The organism is Pseudomonas sp. AK181 (genome assembly GCF_051122975.1).
In the GTDB taxonomy this organism is placed as follows: domain Bacteria; phylum Pseudomonadota; class Gammaproteobacteria; order Pseudomonadales; family Pseudomonadaceae; genus Aquipseudomonas; species Aquipseudomonas lactis.
In genome coordinates, this window is sequence record NZ_CP146348.1 from 5,474,485 (window position 1) to 5,488,789 (window position 14,305).

Annotated in this window: 14 protein-coding genes; 5 read left to right on the forward strand and 9 right to left on the reverse strand. The window is 59.7% G+C overall.

Annotation, left to right across the window (positions count from 1 at the left end; genetic code table 11):
* Positions 1-60: 60 nt before the first annotated feature.
* Positions 61-1,314, forward strand: a complete 1,254-nt coding sequence (gene glyA, locus V8689_RS25000; protein WP_003194304.1) for a serine hydroxymethyltransferase — start codon at positions 61-63, stop codon at positions 1,312-1,314.
* Between the two features lie 126 nt (positions 1,315-1,440).
* On the opposite strand, the gene yjiA is transcribed toward glyA, so the two are convergent.
* From yjiA to V8689_RS25015, 3 genes are all read right to left on the reverse strand, one after another.
* Positions 1,441-2,400 carry a GTPase gene (gene yjiA / locus V8689_RS25005; protein WP_047711827.1) on the reverse strand — a complete coding sequence of 320 codons (960 nt, stop codon included), beginning with the start codon at positions 2,398-2,400 and terminating at the stop codon, positions 1,441-1,443.
* 156 nt (positions 2,401-2,556) lie between these two features.
* Positions 2,557-2,754 carry a YbdD/YjiX family protein gene (locus tag V8689_RS25010; protein WP_003194308.1) on the reverse strand — a complete coding sequence of 66 codons (198 nt, stop codon included), beginning with the start codon at positions 2,752-2,754 and terminating at the stop codon, positions 2,557-2,559.
* A 14-nt stretch (positions 2,755-2,768) separates the two neighbouring features.
* Complete coding sequence (locus V8689_RS25015; RefSeq protein WP_054896154.1) at positions 2,769-4,835, reverse strand: carbon starvation CstA family protein; 2,067 nt, start codon at positions 4,833-4,835, stop codon at positions 2,769-2,771.
* 174 nt (positions 4,836-5,009) lie between these two features.
* Here V8689_RS25015 and V8689_RS25020 point away from each other — a divergent pair, with 174 nt between their 5' ends.
* Positions 5,010-5,378, forward strand: a complete 369-nt coding sequence (locus tag V8689_RS25020; RefSeq protein ID WP_056792032.1) for a PilZ domain-containing protein — start codon at positions 5,010-5,012, stop codon at positions 5,376-5,378.
* Between the two features lie 128 nt (positions 5,379-5,506).
* On the opposite strand, the gene radA is transcribed toward V8689_RS25020, so the two are convergent.
* The 3 genes from radA to katB are packed head-to-tail and all read right to left on the reverse strand — an operon-like array spanning position 5,507 to position 9,048.
* Complete coding sequence (gene radA / locus V8689_RS25025; RefSeq protein ID WP_056792031.1) at positions 5,507-6,874, reverse strand: DNA repair protein RadA; 1,368 nt, start codon at positions 6,872-6,874, stop codon at positions 5,507-5,509.
* A gap of 35 nt (positions 6,875-6,909) precedes the next feature.
* Complete coding sequence (locus tag V8689_RS25030; protein WP_434520642.1) at positions 6,910-7,449, reverse strand: ankyrin repeat domain-containing protein; 540 nt, start codon at positions 7,447-7,449, stop codon at positions 6,910-6,912.
* 57 nt (positions 7,450-7,506) lie between these two features.
* The gene (gene katB, locus V8689_RS25035) at positions 7,507-9,048 is read right to left on the reverse strand and encodes a catalase KatB (RefSeq protein WP_056792029.1); all 1,542 of its coding nucleotides are present in this window, start codon (positions 9,046-9,048) and stop codon (positions 7,507-7,509) included.
* A gap of 288 nt (positions 9,049-9,336) precedes the next feature.
* Here katB and mscL point away from each other — a divergent pair, with 288 nt between their 5' ends.
* A complete protein-coding gene (mscL, locus tag V8689_RS25040; RefSeq protein WP_019818024.1) occupies positions 9,337-9,753 on the forward strand; it encodes a large-conductance mechanosensitive channel protein MscL in 417 nt (138 codons plus the stop codon).
* A 41-nt stretch (positions 9,754-9,794) separates the two neighbouring features.
* Here the strand turns inward: mscL and V8689_RS25045 are convergent, their stop codons facing one another.
* Complete coding sequence (locus tag V8689_RS25045; protein ID WP_056792028.1) at positions 9,795-10,571, reverse strand: ferredoxin--NADP reductase; 777 nt, start codon at positions 10,569-10,571, stop codon at positions 9,795-9,797.
* Between the two features lie 446 nt (positions 10,572-11,017).
* Between V8689_RS25045 and V8689_RS25050 the strand changes: the two genes are divergently transcribed.
* Positions 11,018-11,728 carry a helix-turn-helix transcriptional regulator gene (locus V8689_RS25050; RefSeq protein ID WP_056792026.1) on the forward strand — a complete coding sequence of 237 codons (711 nt, stop codon included), beginning with the start codon at positions 11,018-11,020 and terminating at the stop codon, positions 11,726-11,728.
* 140 nt (positions 11,729-11,868) lie between these two features.
* The gene (locus V8689_RS25055; RefSeq protein ID WP_056792024.1) at positions 11,869-12,993 is read left to right on the forward strand and encodes a methyltransferase; all 1,125 of its coding nucleotides are present in this window, start codon (positions 11,869-11,871) and stop codon (positions 12,991-12,993) included.
* A gap of 126 nt (positions 12,994-13,119) precedes the next feature.
* Here V8689_RS25055 and V8689_RS25060 read toward each other — a convergent pair whose 3' ends face one another.
* Both V8689_RS25060 and cydB read right to left on the reverse strand, forming a co-directional pair.
* Positions 13,120-13,284: a DUF2474 domain-containing protein gene (locus V8689_RS25060; RefSeq protein ID WP_003194328.1), complete on the reverse strand. Its 165-nt coding sequence runs from the start codon at positions 13,282-13,284 to the stop codon at positions 13,120-13,122.
* A 12-nt stretch (positions 13,285-13,296) separates the two neighbouring features.
* Complete coding sequence (gene cydB / locus V8689_RS25065) at positions 13,297-14,304, reverse strand: cytochrome d ubiquinol oxidase subunit II (protein WP_014720024.1); 1,008 nt, start codon at positions 14,302-14,304, stop codon at positions 13,297-13,299.
* Position 14,305: the final 1 nt, after the last annotated feature.

Genomic DNA, 14,305 nt, shown 5'->3' on the forward strand with positions numbered 1-14,305 from the left:
ATCTAAAACCCATTGGGTTAGAATGCCCTCCTTTTCTGCCCCCGATCCTTGAGGACCGCCATGTTCAGCCGTGATTTGACTATTGCCAAGTACGACGCCGATCTCTTCGCCGCCATGGAGCAAGAAGCCGTGCGCCAGGAAGAGCACATTGAGCTGATCGCTTCGGAAAACTACACCAGCCCTGCGGTGATGGAGGCTCAAGGTTCGGTTCTGACCAACAAGTACGCCGAAGGCTACCCAGGCAAGCGCTACTACGGTGGTTGCGAGTACGTCGACGTGGTTGAGCAGTTGGCCATCGACCGTGCAAAAGAGCTGTTCGGCGCCGATTACGCCAACGTTCAGCCGCACGCCGGTTCCCAAGCCAACAGCGCCGTGTACCTGGCCCTGCTGCAAGGCGGCGACACCATCCTGGGCATGAGCCTGGCCCACGGCGGTCACCTGACCCACGGCGCCACGGTTTCGTCCTCCGGCAAGCTGTACAACGCCGTTCAGTACGGTATCGATGCCAACGGCCTGATCGACTACGACGAAGTCGAGCGTCTGGCGGTCGAGCACAAGCCAAAGATGATCGTGGCCGGTTTCTCTGCCTACTCGCAGATCCTGGATTTCCCACGCTTCCGTGAAATCGCCGACAAGGTCGGTGCCTACCTGTTCGTCGACATGGCCCACGTGGCCGGTCTGGTGGCTGCGGGCGTTTACCCGAACCCAGTGCCTTACGCTGACGTGGTCACCACCACGACCCACAAGACCCTGCGCGGTCCACGTGGCGGCCTGATCCTGGCGCGTGCCAACGCCGAGATCGAGAAGAAGCTCAACTCCGCCGTTTTCCCGGGCGCCCAAGGTGGCCCGCTGGAGCACGTGATCGCGGCCAAGGCGATCTGCTTCAAGGAAGCACTGCAGCCTGAGTTCAAGACCTACCAGCAGCAAGTGGTCAAGAACGCCAAGACCATGGCCAGCGTGTTCATCGAGCGCGGTTTTGACGTGGTGTCCGGCGGTACCGAAAACCACCTGTTCCTGCTGTCGCTGATCAAGCAGGACATTTCCGGTAAAGATGCTGACGCTGCCCTGGGCAAAGCCTTCATCACCGTGAACAAAAACTCCGTGCCGAACGACCCACGTTCGCCGTTCGTCACCTCCGGCCTGCGCTTCGGCACTCCGGCAGTGACCACCCGTGGCTTCAAGGAAGCCGAGTGCAAGGAACTGGCCGGCTGGATCTGCGACATCCTGGCAGACCTGAACAACGAAGCCGTGATCGACGCGGTACGTGAGAAGGTCAAGGCCATCTGCAAGAAGCTGCCGGTATACGGCGCGTAATACCAAGAAGCCCACTGTAGGAGCGAGCTTGCTCGCGAAAAACGTCAACGATAACGCGTGCATCTTGGGTGCACGCGTTGCCGGTGAGTTCTTCGCGAGCAAGCTCGCTCCTACAAGTGGGCTTTTTTATGCCTGATAGACCCGCTCAAAGCCTTGGCGGATTTTGTCTTCGGGCAGCTCATCGGCAATAAACACGATCACACTCTCCCGCGCCTCGCCCTCGGCCCATTCGGTATCCCAGTCGAAGCCATACAGCTTCAACACGCCCTGGAACACCATGCGTCGATCCTCCCCGGCAATATTCAGTACGCCTTTGTAGCGCAGCAGTTGCTTACCGTGGTCTTCCAGCAGTTCGTTCATGAACTCGCTGAGACGGTCGATATCCAGCGGCTGGTCAGTGCGCAGCACCAGGCTGGAAATACGGTCGACCGACGGCGCTGCACTGACCGGGCGCAGGCTCATGCCGGCGTTGAGGTTGAAACCGCGCACATCCAGCAATTGGGCCAAATCAATCTTGCCGTGGTCCACCACACGAATCGGCGCACGACGGTTGATGCGGGTAAGGCGCTGGCTGAGGGCCTCGAAGGCGGCATCGTCCACCAGGTCGCGCTTGCTCACCAGCAGGCGGTCGGCAAAGCCGATCTGGGCCTGGGCGATGGTCTGGGTCAGGTGATGCTCAGCGTGGGCCGCATCCACCAGGGTGATGATGCCGTCGAGGATATAGCGCTCGCGCAGTTCTTCGTCGATGAAGAAGGTCTGGGCCACCGGCGCTGGGTCGGCCAGGCCGGTGCATTCGATCACCAGCCGATCGAAGGCGATCTCGCCGCTGTCCAGGCGTTCCAGCAGCAGGTACAGGGCTTTGGTCAGGTCGGTGTGGATGGTGCAGCACACGCAGCCGTTGGACAGGGTCATCACTTGCACCGGCTCGTCGCCCAGCAGCTGGGTGTCGATACCGGCATCACTGAATTCGTTTTCGATCACGGCGATTTTCAAGCCGTGCTCGGCCTTGAGCAGGTGGCGCAGCAAGGTGGTCTTGCCGGCGCCGAGGAAGCCGCTGAGGATGGTGACGGGGATGGGAGAGGACAAAGAGATTCTCCTGAAATATGAGGGCGCAAAAACAACTGTAGGAGCGAGCTTGCTCGCGAAGAACGTCAACGATAACGCGTGCTGTCTGGATGCACGTGGTGTCCTTGGGTTTTTCGCGAGCAAGCTCGCTCCTACAGGTAAGGCAGTTTTACCAACTTAGCAGCACTTGGGCCCACCCTTGCCGCCGTAACGGGCTTCCTGGCGTTCCCGGAAGAACGCCTTGTAGTCCATCACCGGCTTGTCCGGGTGTTTGGTTTGCATATGCTCGACGTAAGTGTCGTAGTCGGGCATGCCGACCATCAGGCGGGCGGCCTGACCGAGGTATTTACCGAGGCGACTGATGTCATTGAACATGTCTGCAATCCTCGTTATGCGTCCGGTACAGCCTGGAACGGGGCTTCTTTATCCGTACGCTCTTTGTTGCCCCAGGCGGCGACACCCACCTTGAGCGCATAGAACAGGATGCTGAACACCACGAACAGGAACAGCGCCGTCAGCGTTGCGTTGGTGTAGGCGTTCCAGATCACGTGTTGCATCTGGTCGATGCTCTTGGCCGGGGCCAGGATCTGGCCGTTAGCCAGCGCATCGCTGTATTTCTTGGCCAGCGACAGGAAGCCGATCGCCGGGTTGGCGTCGAACAGCTTGATGAAGCCTGCGGTGGTGGTGCAGATCAACAGCCACACTGCTGGCAACATGGTCACCCAGATGTAGCGCTGACGCTTCATTTTGATCAGCACAACGGTCGCCAGCATCAGCGCGATACCCGCCAGCATCTGGTTGGAGATACCGAACAGCGGCCACAAGGTGTTGATGCCACCCAGTGGGTCGATCACGCCTTGGTACAGCAAGTAGCCCCACATGGCCACGCAACCGGCCGTGGCGATCAGGTTGGCGGTCCAGGACTCGGTACGCTTGAGCGCCGGCACGAACGAACCCAGCAGGTCTTGCAGCATGAAGCGACCGGCACGGGTACCGGCGTCGACTGCCGTGAGGATGAACAGCGCTTCGAACAGGATCGCAAAGTGGTACCAGAATGCCATGGTGTTTTCACCCGGCAGCACACTGTGCAGGATCTGCGCGATACCCACTGCCAACGTCGGCGCACCGCCGGCACGCGCCAGGATGGTGGTTTCACCGATATCGTGGGCCACGGCAGAGAGCGCCTCAGGCGTAATGGCAAAGCCCCAACTGCTGACCGTCTGCGCCACGGTAACCACGTCGGTGCCGACAATGGCAGCCGGGCTGTTCATGGCGAAGTACACGCCCGGCTCGATTACCGAGGCGGCAACCATTGCCATGATGGCCACGAACGACTCCATCAGCATGCCGCCGTAACCGATGTAACGGGCGTGGCTTTCACTGGCCAGCAGCTTGGGCGTGGTGCCCGAGGAGATCAGCGCATGGAAACCCGAGACCGCGCCACAGGCAATGGTGATGAACAGGAACGGGAACAGGCCGCCCTTCCACACCGGGCCGGTGCCGTCGATGAACTGGGTGAGTGCCGGCATTTTCAGGTCAGGCATGGTGACCAGGATGCCAATCGCCAGGGCGATGATGGTGCCGATTTTCAGGAACGTCGACAGGTAGTCGCGGGGCGCCAGGATCAGCCACACCGGCAGCACAGCGGCCACGAAACCGTAGCCGATCAGCATCCAGGTGATCTGGATACCGGTGAAGGTGAACGCCTTGGCCCACTCTGGATCAGCGGCAATCTGCCCGCCCAGCCAGATCGAACCCAGCAGCAACAGCACGCCGATGATCGAGATTTCACCGATGCGGCCCGGGCGGATGTAGCGCATGTAGATGCCCATGAACATCGCAATCGGGATGGTCGCCATCACCGTGAAGATGCCCCATGGGCTCTCGGCCAGGGCCTTGACCACGATCAGCGCCAGCACCGCGAGGATGATGATCATGATCAGGAAGCAGCCGAACAGCGCGATGGTCCCGGGAATGCGGCCCATCTCTTCGCGAACCATGTCCCCCAGGGAACGGCCGTTGCGACGGGTGGACAGGAACAAGACCATGAAGTCTTGCACCGCACCGGCCAGCACCACCCCGGCAATCAGCCACAGGGTGCCGGGCAGATAGCCCATTTGCGCCGCCAGCACCGGGCCGACCAACGGGCCTGCACCGGCAATCGCCGCAAAGTGGTGACCGAAAAGAATGTGTTTGTTGGTCGGTACATAGTCCAGACCATCGTTGTTGACCACCGCAGGGGTTGCCCGCCGTGGATCGAGTTGCATCACGTTGTTGGCGATGAACAGACTGTAGTAACGGTACGCCACCAGGTAGATGGCCACAGCAGCGACCACAATCCACAAGGCGTTGATCGCCTCGCCGCGGCGCAAGGCCACTACGCCCAGGGCGCACGCTCCTACAATTGCCAGCACCAGCCAGGGTAAGTGGCGTAGCAGGCTATTATTATTTTTCATTTTTATATTCCAGCCAGGGTGGACAGAAAGGACAGCCAGCCCGAGTTTAGCGCTACTGGCCTCAAAGACCAGCCCCCTACGTTGGTCTAGAGCCTTCAACCAGTAAAAAAAGCCGAAATAATCGCCCCTTGATGGCCCCGGGCTACACTCCCCCCATTCACAGAGGGCTTTACCATGACCGAGCATGCGTCTGAACGTCGCCGTTTTCGCCGGATTGCCTTTGATGCCACTGCCGAACTTCGGCAAAACGGCAGCGAATGGCCGGTGAACCTGGTGGATCTATCACTCAAAGGTTTACTGGTGGAACGGCCTGACGACTGGAAGGGGAATAAAGCGCTGCCCTTTGATGTCGACATACGCCTGGACCAGAAGACACATATAAAGATGCAAGCGCGGCTGACCCATGAAGATCCTGGGCAATTGGGCTTCGTATGCAAACACATTGATCTGGATTCGATCAGCCATTTGCGTAGGTTCGTTGAGTTGAACCTGGGTGATGAGCAAGAGCTGGAGCGCGAACTGGGCGCCCTGCTGGAGATCTAGCCGCCAACATGAATCAAGGGTGGGAGCTGGCTTGCCTGCGATGGCGGTGTATCAGACAAGGATGGGTAAGCTGACCCGCCGCTATCGCAGGCAAGCCAGCTCCCACAGGGGTTCAGCAGTGTTGCGGATTATTCGAACAGGGCATCCAACGCCTGCTCCAGCCGCGTCACAGCAATGATCTGTAGCCCCGGCGGCGCCTCCTTCGGCGCATTGCCCTTGGGCACAATCGCCCGTTTGAAGCCATGCTTGGCCGCTTCCTTCAAGCGCTCCTGCCCACTCGGCACCGGGCGCACTTCGCCCGACAACCCCACCTCGCCAAACACCAGCAAGTCATGGGGCAACGGGCGGTTACGCAGGCTGGACATCACCGCCGCCATCAACGCCAGGTCGGACGCGGTCTCCAGCACCTTAACCCCACCCACCACGTTAAGGAACACATCCTGGTCGTGGGTCGGAATGCCGCCATGCCGGTGCAGCACCGCCAGCAACATCGCCAGGCGGTTCTGGTCCAGGCCCAGGGTGACCCGCCGTGGGTTGGCCAAATGGCTGTCATCCACCAGCGCCTGGACTTCCACCAGCATAGGCCGGGTGCCTTCCCACGTCGCCATCACCACACTCCCTGGGACTTCTTCCTGGGCGCGGGTGAGAAAAATCGCCGAGGGGTTCGAGACTTCTTTCAGCCCCCGGTCGGTCATGGCGAACACACCCAGTTCGTTGACGGCGCCAAAGCGGTTCTTCACCGCCCGCAGCAGGCGCAGGCGACCGTCGGACTCCCCTTCGAAATACAACACGGTGTCGACCATGTGTTCCAACACCCGTGGCCCGGCCAGTGCGCCTTCCTTGGTCACGTGGCCGACCAGGAAGATCGCCGTGCCGCTCTGCTTGGCGTAACGCACCAGCAGCGCCGCGCTTTCGCGCACCTGGGACACGCCGCCGGGTGCCGACTGCAGTTGTTCGGTGAAAATCGTCTGGATCGAGTCAATGACCATGACCTTGGGCTTTTCGATGCGCGCCGTGGCGATGATGCTTTCGATGCAGGTTTCGGTCATCACCCGCAACTGGTCCTGGGGCAAGCCCAGGCGCCGGGCGCGCATGGCCACTTGCTGCTGCGACTCTTCGCCGGTGACATACAGCGCTGGCATACGGCTGGCGATGCTGCACAGGGTTTGCAGCAGGATCGTGGACTTGCCGATGCCCGGGTCACCGCCGATCAGCACCACCGAGCCATCCACCAAGCCCCCGCCCAATACCCGGTCCAGTTCGCCGGAGGCGGTGGAAAAGCGCGGGATCTCTTCGACGCTGACTTCGGCCAGGGTCTTGATCTGCGCCTGTTGCCCGGTCCAGCCGGCACGGCCGGTGGGGGCCACGGCACCGCCGCTCTCGATCATGGTTTCAGTCAGGGTGTTCCACGCGCCGCATTCGGAGCACTGGCCCGCCCATTTGGGAAAGGTCGCGCCGCACTCTGTGCAGCCGTACATGCGCTTGGCCTTTGCCATATGAGAACCTCCAACCGAAAAACCGCGATGATAGCTCAGCGCGACGCTGGGGTCCGGATTTCGCCATTAGCCAAACGTGAAGCACTGTTACCCACCGGGTCTTCGGCGTTCAGATCGGCGCCTTTGGCTTGCAGCGCCCCCAGCAACTCGACGCGCTTGAACAGCCCGGCGTACATGGCGGCGGTCTGCCCTGCGCCGTTGCGTTGGTCAGGGTTGCAGTCGGTGGCCAACAGGCGCTGGGCGATTTTCAGCTCGCCTTTGAAGATGGCGCCCATCAACGCTGTGTTGCCGCGTTGATCCTGCACACAGGCGTCGGCGCCGGCATCGAGCAGACGCTCCACATACGGGCCCTGGCCGTGATAGGCAGCCAGGATCAACGCGGTGTAGCCCTTGTCGTCCTGGGTATTGAGACCGTAGCCGGACTCAATGAAGGTGTTGAGCATGTCGAGGTCGCCACGACGGGCGGCGTCGAAATAGTAGTCCTGCAACTGTGCCTTGAGCGCCACCGGTTCGGGAGACTCGGCATGGGCAGCGAAGGCCAGCATGGCCATCAGTAAACCGATAGAGATGCGCATAGGGTGTTCTCCTGCCAAAGGTCGACGCCCGTGAAGGCGCCGACCGCAACCAACGAATCAGTCAGTCAGTTTTTCCGCCAGCGCCTTCACGCGAGCCAGATCGCCCTTGGCGACCTTGGCCACGCCGGTGCCGTATTCCGGATCGGCTTTGTAGAGGAACGACAGGATGATGTGCTTGCTCTCGTCATCGGTGGTGGCCAATGAGCCGCCGAAGTTGTTGATCAAGTCCTCGCGCTCTTTCTTGGTGTAGGAACGGTACAGGTCACCGGCCTGCTTGAAGTTCTGCTCACGCTGGATCTTGGCCTGCTGGGTGCTGCCCGACAGCGGCGCCTGGCTGTAGCGCGCGGTTTGTGGCTCTTCGCGTGGCAACAGGCGGCTTGGCTGGTAGTTCACGCCGGTGGTGGTCTTGCCGAAGTTCATCGCACCGTCCTGGTTGCCGTTGTTGACGGTGACCCGTGGAGCGTTGATCGGCAGTTGCAGGGCGTTCGCGCCCAGGCGGTACATCTGCGTATCGGCGTAGGAGAACACCCGGCCTTGCAGCAAGCGGTCTTCCGACGGCTCGATACCCGGTACCAGGTTGGCCGGGGCCATCGCCACTTGCTCGGTTTCCTGGAACACATTGGCCGGGTTGCGGTTCAGCACCATTTGCCCGACTTTGCGCTCGGGCACATTCGGCCAGATCTTGGTGGCATCCAGTGGGTCGAAATCAAACTTGGCCAGGTCTTCAGGCTTGAGCACCTGCACATACAAGTCCCACTTGGGGAAGTCGCCTTTGTTGATGTGCGTGACCAAGTCATTGGTCATATGGCTGTAGTCACGGCCTTGCACTTCGCTGACTTGTTTTGGACCCAAATTCTTGATGCCCTGCAGGCTCTTCCAATGGAACTTGACGTAGTGCACTTCACCTTTAGTGTTAATCAACTTGTAGGCATGTACGCCATTGCCGTCCATTTCGCGGTAACTGGCTGGGGTGCCGGAGTCCGAGTACAACTCGGTCAGTGTACGAGTGGACTCTGGAACATGGGAGAAGAAGTCGAAACGACGTGAGTCATCGTCCAGGTTAGTGCGCGGGTCCGGTTTGAACGCATGGACCATGTCCGGGAACTTGATCGCATCGCGAATAAAGAACGTGGGGAAGTTATTGCCGACCAGGTCCCAGTTACCTTCGGCGGTATAGAACTTGGTGGCGAAGCCCCGTGGGTCACGCAGGGTTTCCGGGGAGTGGTTGCCATGCACCACAGCCGAGAAGCGCACGAACACCGGTGTGGTTTCACCGGCGGCGAATACTTTGGCCTTGGTCAGGTCGCTGAGGTTGTCGGTCACGGTGAAGGTGCCATGGGCGCCCGTGCCGCGTGCGTGCACCACGCGCTCCGGAATGCGTTCGCGGTCGAAGCGCTGCAGCTTCTGGATCAGTTGCACATCCTGCAGCAACACCGGGCCATTGGCGCCGGCGGTCTGGGAGTTCTGGTTATCACCGACGTTGGCCCCGTTATCGCGGGTCAGGTTGGCGGCTTGCACAGAGAGGGAAAGCAGGCTGGCGGTCACCAGTGCCAGCGTATGGCGCGCCGACACGGGCCTGCGGCTGATTGGAGTGTTCATCGAGGTTTCCTCTGGTTTTTTTTAATGCACATTCAGTTGTGCTTGCCAGAGGCTAGTGACCTGCGAGTCAGAAGATAAATAGAAAAACACCACAGGTCCGATTAAGAAAATAATCTGGTAACTCGCTGAAATAGCCGGTAATTCGCGCGCGACTGGTGGCACTTTGCAAACTATTTGCGATTTAATGTGTCGATAAAAATCGACAGTGTTAACAGTTGTGTCGAGCAAGCGCTGTTCGACTGAATTACACTGACCTCCACCCTCCTCAACTGTAACAAGGAATAACCTATGGGCGTGATCAGTGAGTTCAAGGCCTTCGCGGTCAAAGGTAATGTGGTCGACATGGCCGTCGGTATCATCATCGGTGCTGCCTTCGGCAAGATTGTTTCCTCATTTGTAGGCGACGTGATAATGCCTCCCATCGGCCTGCTGATCGGTGGCGTGGACTTTGCCGATTTGGCCGTCACGCTCAAGGCCGCACAGGGTGATGTACCCGCGGTTGTGCTGGCCTACGGCAAGTTCATCCAGAGCATCATCGACTTTGTGATCGTCGCGTTTGCAATCTTCATGGGCGTGAAGGCGATCAACCGTCTCAAGCGCGAAGAGGCCGTGGCTCCAAGCCTGCCGCCGACGCCGAGCAAGGAAGAAGTGCTGCTGGGCGAGATCCGCGATCTGCTCAAGGCACAGAACAACAAGCCGCTTTAAACTGCGGATGCAAAAAAGGCGCCTCGCAAGGCGCCTTTTTTCTACCAGTAGTTTTCTACCGCCACCTGGCCAGGCCGTCGGCTCAGGCTCAGTTGCATGTCCCGCTGCTTGAGCAACTGGCGCGTGTCATCGACCATCTGCGGGTTGCCGCAAATCAGTACGCGCGAATCCTGCGCCGTCAGCTCCACGCCGGCGGCCCGCTCCAGTTCGCCATTTTCGATCAAGGCCGTAATACGCCCGTTCAACGCGCCCGGATGCAGCTCGCGGGTGACGATGGGAATGTAGGTGAGCTTGTGGGCGTAGTCGGCCAGGTACTCACGCTCACCCAGCGTGTTGATCAGCGACTGGTAGGCCAGTTCCTTGGCTTCCCGGGCGCTGTACACCAGGATGATGCGCTCGAATTTTTCCCAGGCTTCGAAGTCCTGCAGGATCGACAGGAACGGCGCAATGCCCGTACCGGTTCCCAGCAACCACAGGTCGCGCCCGTCGACAAAGCGGTTGAGGGTCAGAAAACCCGTGGCCTGGCGCTCTACCAGTAAGGTATCGCCCACCTTCAGGCGGCTCAGTTCACTGGTGAACTCACCACCGGGGACCACGATGGAAAAGAAATCCAGATGCTCGTCAAACGGCGAAGACACGATGGAATAGGCTCGCCACACGGTGCTGCCATCGGCCTTGGTGACGCCCAGGCGCACGAACTGGCCGGCGGTAAAACGAAAACCGGCATCGCGGGTGGTGCGCAGGGTGAACAGGCTGGGGGTCAGCGATTGCACATCGAGCAGGGTCTGGCGGGTAAATTTCTCAGCACTGGCCGTCATGGGGGGCTCCGTTTTGCACAGGCCTTTAGTGTCCCTCAAAACAGACCGCGCAAACACCGATGATTGGTACTGGCTTTGCAATCGCTGAAGGCCCGCGCATCTGGCCCGCGCGTTTTTGAGCCAGCCAGGGGCTACACCATGGGCGCCTCAGTGGAACTAATTATTTGGCTATTAATGCACCCCGAACACCTCACTAGATGAAACAGCACTTACAACGACATCATTTTGATACTGTTTTTAAGACATTAAAAACGTTGAAAAAACTTCCGCTGCCAAGTGCCCTTATACAAAACTTCAAGCCTTGTACAAAACCGGCGTGCGAAACAAACCCTGTAAGTAAAATATTTTTCAGACTCAGTTGTAGGACTTCCCCTACACTTGTTTTCGAGTTGCATTGGGAGATCAGGACGTACCCAAGTCACACAGAAACCTATGGAGAGTCATCGATGGTCAATTGGCATAACACCCGGCTGCCCAAGCTGGAAGGCGAGAGTGAAATCACCAGTATGTTTGAGATGGTGATTAACCACACCTATGAACTGGGTTTCGAATATTGCTCTTTTACGATGAGCTCCCAGTCACAAGACACTCAAACAAAACCCATTCTATTTAGTAACTATCCAAACGAATGGAGCCACATTTATAAACAAGCGCACTACTTCGATGTAGACCCCGTTGTAACCCACTGCAAAAGTTCGGTACTGCCCATTCTCTGGGAGCAAAAAACCTTTGCCAACACCCCCCAGTTGTGGGAGCTGGCTCAGTCCTGCGGGGTGCATTTAGGCTGGACCCAAGCCGTGCATGATTTCCAGGGTGTATTCAGCATGCTGACCCTGGTTCGCAGCAAGGGCGAGGTCAGCCCGCAAGAGCTTTACGAAAAAGCCGGCCAGGTGTTGTGGCTTTGCCATGCAATGCATGCGGTCGTCGCGCAGAAGTACGCCGACGCGCCCGAGATCAAAGCGCCCAGCAAATTGACCGCCCGGGAAACGGAAATCCTCAAGTGGTCTGCGATGGGCAAGACTGCTTCCGAGATCGCCGCGATTCTTTGCCTGTCCGAACGCACCGTGGGCTTTCATATCAGCAGTACCTTCAAGAAGCTGGGCGTGCACAACAAGATCCAGGCCGTGCTGCGCGCCGCTAAAGCCGGGCTGTTTTAGCCCACGCAAAACACCGCATGTCATCGCGTTGAAAAAAACGTAACATTTACGGCCAATTCTGAGTGTTGAGGGTGCGCTTCCCATGGTTGCCCCGCCGTTCACTCAGACGGTCCGTCGATTACCCAGAGCCTTGCCCCGCCATGCCCCTGCTTGACAGCCCTTTCGCCCAGCTCGACCTGATTCGTCAGCCAGAGCAACACAATGATCCGCTGCAAGCCTTCGATGCCGCCGACGAATACCTGCTCAGCCACCTCGCCGCGCAGCAGCCTACTGCCGCCACCCGCGTGCTGGTCCTCAATGACAGCTTCGGCGCACTGGCGGCCAGCCTTCAAGGCCAGGTGCAGGTGACCTCCAGCGGTGACTCGTTCCTCGCGGCCCAAGGCCTGGAAAAAAACCTGGTGCGCAACGGCAAACCCTTTGATGCCGTGCCCTTCATACCGGCCAGCCAGCTTGCGACCGGGCCGTTTGATCGCGTATTGATCCGCGTGCCGAAAACCCTGGCGTTGCTGGAAGAACAACTGATCCGCCTGCAAGGGCAACTGGCGCCCGGCGCCGAGGTGATCGCAGGTGCAATGGTCAAGCACTTGCCCCGGGCTGCGGGCGAATTGCTGGAGCGTTACATCGGCCCCATGCACGCCTCATTGGCGGTCAAAAAGGCGCGACTGTTGATCGCCAGCGTTGAGCAGCGCCCTGCTGCCGTCTCGCCCTACCCGACCCGCTATACCCTGGATGCGCCCGTCATCGAGTTGCGCAACCACGCCAACGTGTTTTGCCGTGAAGGCCTGGACATCGGCACCCGCGCCTTCCTGCCGCATCTGCCAAAAAACCTGGGCAGCGCCCGCGTGGCGGACCTGGGTTGCGGCAACGGCGTACTGGCGATTGCCAGCGCCCTGCACAACCCCGATGCGCATTACACCTTGGTGGATGAGTCGTACATGGCGGTGCAATCGGCCGCCGAAAACTGGCAGGCCGCCTTGGGTGAACGGGACGTCACCGTGCAGGCCGGCGACGGCCTGGCCGACCAGGAGCCGCAGTCGCTGGACGTGGTGCTGTGCAACCCACCGTTCCACCAACAACAAGTGGTCGGTGACTTCCTGGCCTGGCGCATGTTCCAGCAGGCACGCGAAGCGCTGGTGGTCGGCGGCGCCTTGTACATCGTCGGTAATCGTCACCTGGGCTACCACAGCAAGTTGGCGCGGCTGTTCCGTGGCGTCGAGCAAGTAGCGGCCACGCCCAAGTTTGTCATCCTCAAAGCGCGAAAATAAAAAAAACCCTGCTTACTTGTAGGAGCGAGCTTGCTCGCGAAAAACCTGAGAACACCGCGGGGCGTCAGGCACCCCGCGTTATCGTTGACGTTTTTCGCGAGCAAGCTCGCTCCTACATTATTGGGGTCAGTGGGTGCTCAGGCCTGCCGCATTCATGAACATGCGCATCAGGCTGGCCACCACGAACAGGGCCAGCACGCTGCCGGTCCAGATCATCGCCAGCCACCCAAGCCGGCGCCACAACGGCTGCTTCTCGGCCTGTTCAATCTCATGCAACGAAGGTTTGGACATGTTTCAACCCTCCTAGTGATAGCCGTCTTCGTGGGTGACCTTGCCGCGGAACACGTAGTAGCTCCAGAAGGTGTAGCCCAGGATGAACGGGATGATGAACAGCGTGCCCACTAGCATGAAGCCCTGGCTTTGCGGCGGCGCGGCAGCGTCCCAGATCGATACGGACGGTGGGATGATGTTCGGCCACAGGCTGATCCCCAGGCCGCTGTAGCCGAGGAAAATCAGCACCAGCGTCAACAGGAACGGCGTGTAGTGCGCGTTACGTGCCACGGCGCGGATCAACCCGTACATGGTGACCAGCACCAGGATCGGCACCGGCAGGAACCAGAACAGGTTCGGCAAGGTGAACCAGCGCGACGCGATTTCCGGGTGGGTCAGCGGCGTCCAGATGCTGACGATGCCGATCACCGCCAACACTACAAACGCCAAAGGCCGCGCCAGGTTGTGCATCTGTTCCTGCAACTTGCCTTCGGTCTTCATGATCAGCCAGGTGCAACCGAGCAAGGCATACGCCACGATCAGCGCCACACCGCAGAACATCGTGAACGGCGTGAGCCAGTCCAGTGAGCCGCCGGCGAACTGGCGGTCCACCACCGGGATGCCGTCGATAAAGGCACCCAGCGCCACACCCTGGAAGAAGGTCGCCGCCAGCGAGCCGCCAATAAACGCCTTGTCCCACAGGTGACGCTTGTGGTCCTTGGCCTTGAAGCGGAACTCAAAGGCTACGCCGCGAAAGATCAGCCCGATCAGCATCAGGATCAGCGGCAGGTACAGCGCCGACAACACCACCGAATAGGCCAGCGGGAACGCGCCGAACAACGCCGCGCCCCCGAGTACCAGCCAGGTTTCGTTGCCGTCCCATACGGGCGCCACGGTGTTCATCATCACGTCACGGTCGACTTTGCCCGGGATAAACGGGAAAAGAATGCCGATCCCCAGGTCGAAGCCGTCCATGACCACGTACATCATGATGCCGAAGATGATGATCACGGCCCAGATCAGCGGAAGATCAATACCCATC

Coding starts and splice junctions, on each gene's coding strand:
- glyA (WP_003194304.1), top strand. CDS start 61: ATGTTCAGCCGTGATTTGACTATTGCCAAGTACGACGCCGATCTCTTC.
- V8689_RS25010 (WP_003194308.1), bottom strand. CDS start 2,754: ATGTTCAATGACATCAGTCGCCTCGGTAAATACCTCGGTCAGGCCGCC.
- V8689_RS25015 (WP_054896154.1), bottom strand. CDS start 4,835: ATGAAAAATAATAATAGCCTGCTACGCCACTTACCCTGGCTGGTGCTG.
- V8689_RS25020 (WP_056792032.1), top strand. CDS start 5,010: ATGACCGAGCATGCGTCTGAACGTCGCCGTTTTCGCCGGATTGCCTTT.
- radA (WP_056792031.1), bottom strand. CDS start 6,874: ATGGCAAAGGCCAAGCGCATGTACGGCTGCACAGAGTGCGGCGCGACC.
- V8689_RS25030 (WP_434520642.1), bottom strand. CDS start 7,449: ATGCGCATCTCTATCGGTTTACTGATGGCCATGCTGGCCTTCGCTGCC.
- katB (WP_056792029.1), bottom strand. CDS start 9,048: ATGAACACTCCAATCAGCCGCAGGCCCGTGTCGGCGCGCCATACGCTG.
- mscL (WP_019818024.1), top strand. CDS start 9,337: ATGGGCGTGATCAGTGAGTTCAAGGCCTTCGCGGTCAAAGGTAATGTG.
- V8689_RS25045 (WP_056792028.1), bottom strand. CDS start 10,571: ATGACGGCCAGTGCTGAGAAATTTACCCGCCAGACCCTGCTCGATGTG.
- V8689_RS25050 (WP_056792026.1), top strand. CDS start 11,018: ATGGTCAATTGGCATAACACCCGGCTGCCCAAGCTGGAAGGCGAGAGT.
- V8689_RS25055 (WP_056792024.1), top strand. CDS start 11,869: ATGCCCCTGCTTGACAGCCCTTTCGCCCAGCTCGACCTGATTCGTCAG.
- V8689_RS25060 (WP_003194328.1), bottom strand. CDS start 13,284: ATGTCCAAACCTTCGTTGCATGAGATTGAACAGGCCGAGAAGCAGCCG.
- cydB (WP_014720024.1), bottom strand. CDS start 14,304: ATGGGTATTGATCTTCCGCTGATCTGGGCCGTGATCATCATCTTCGGC.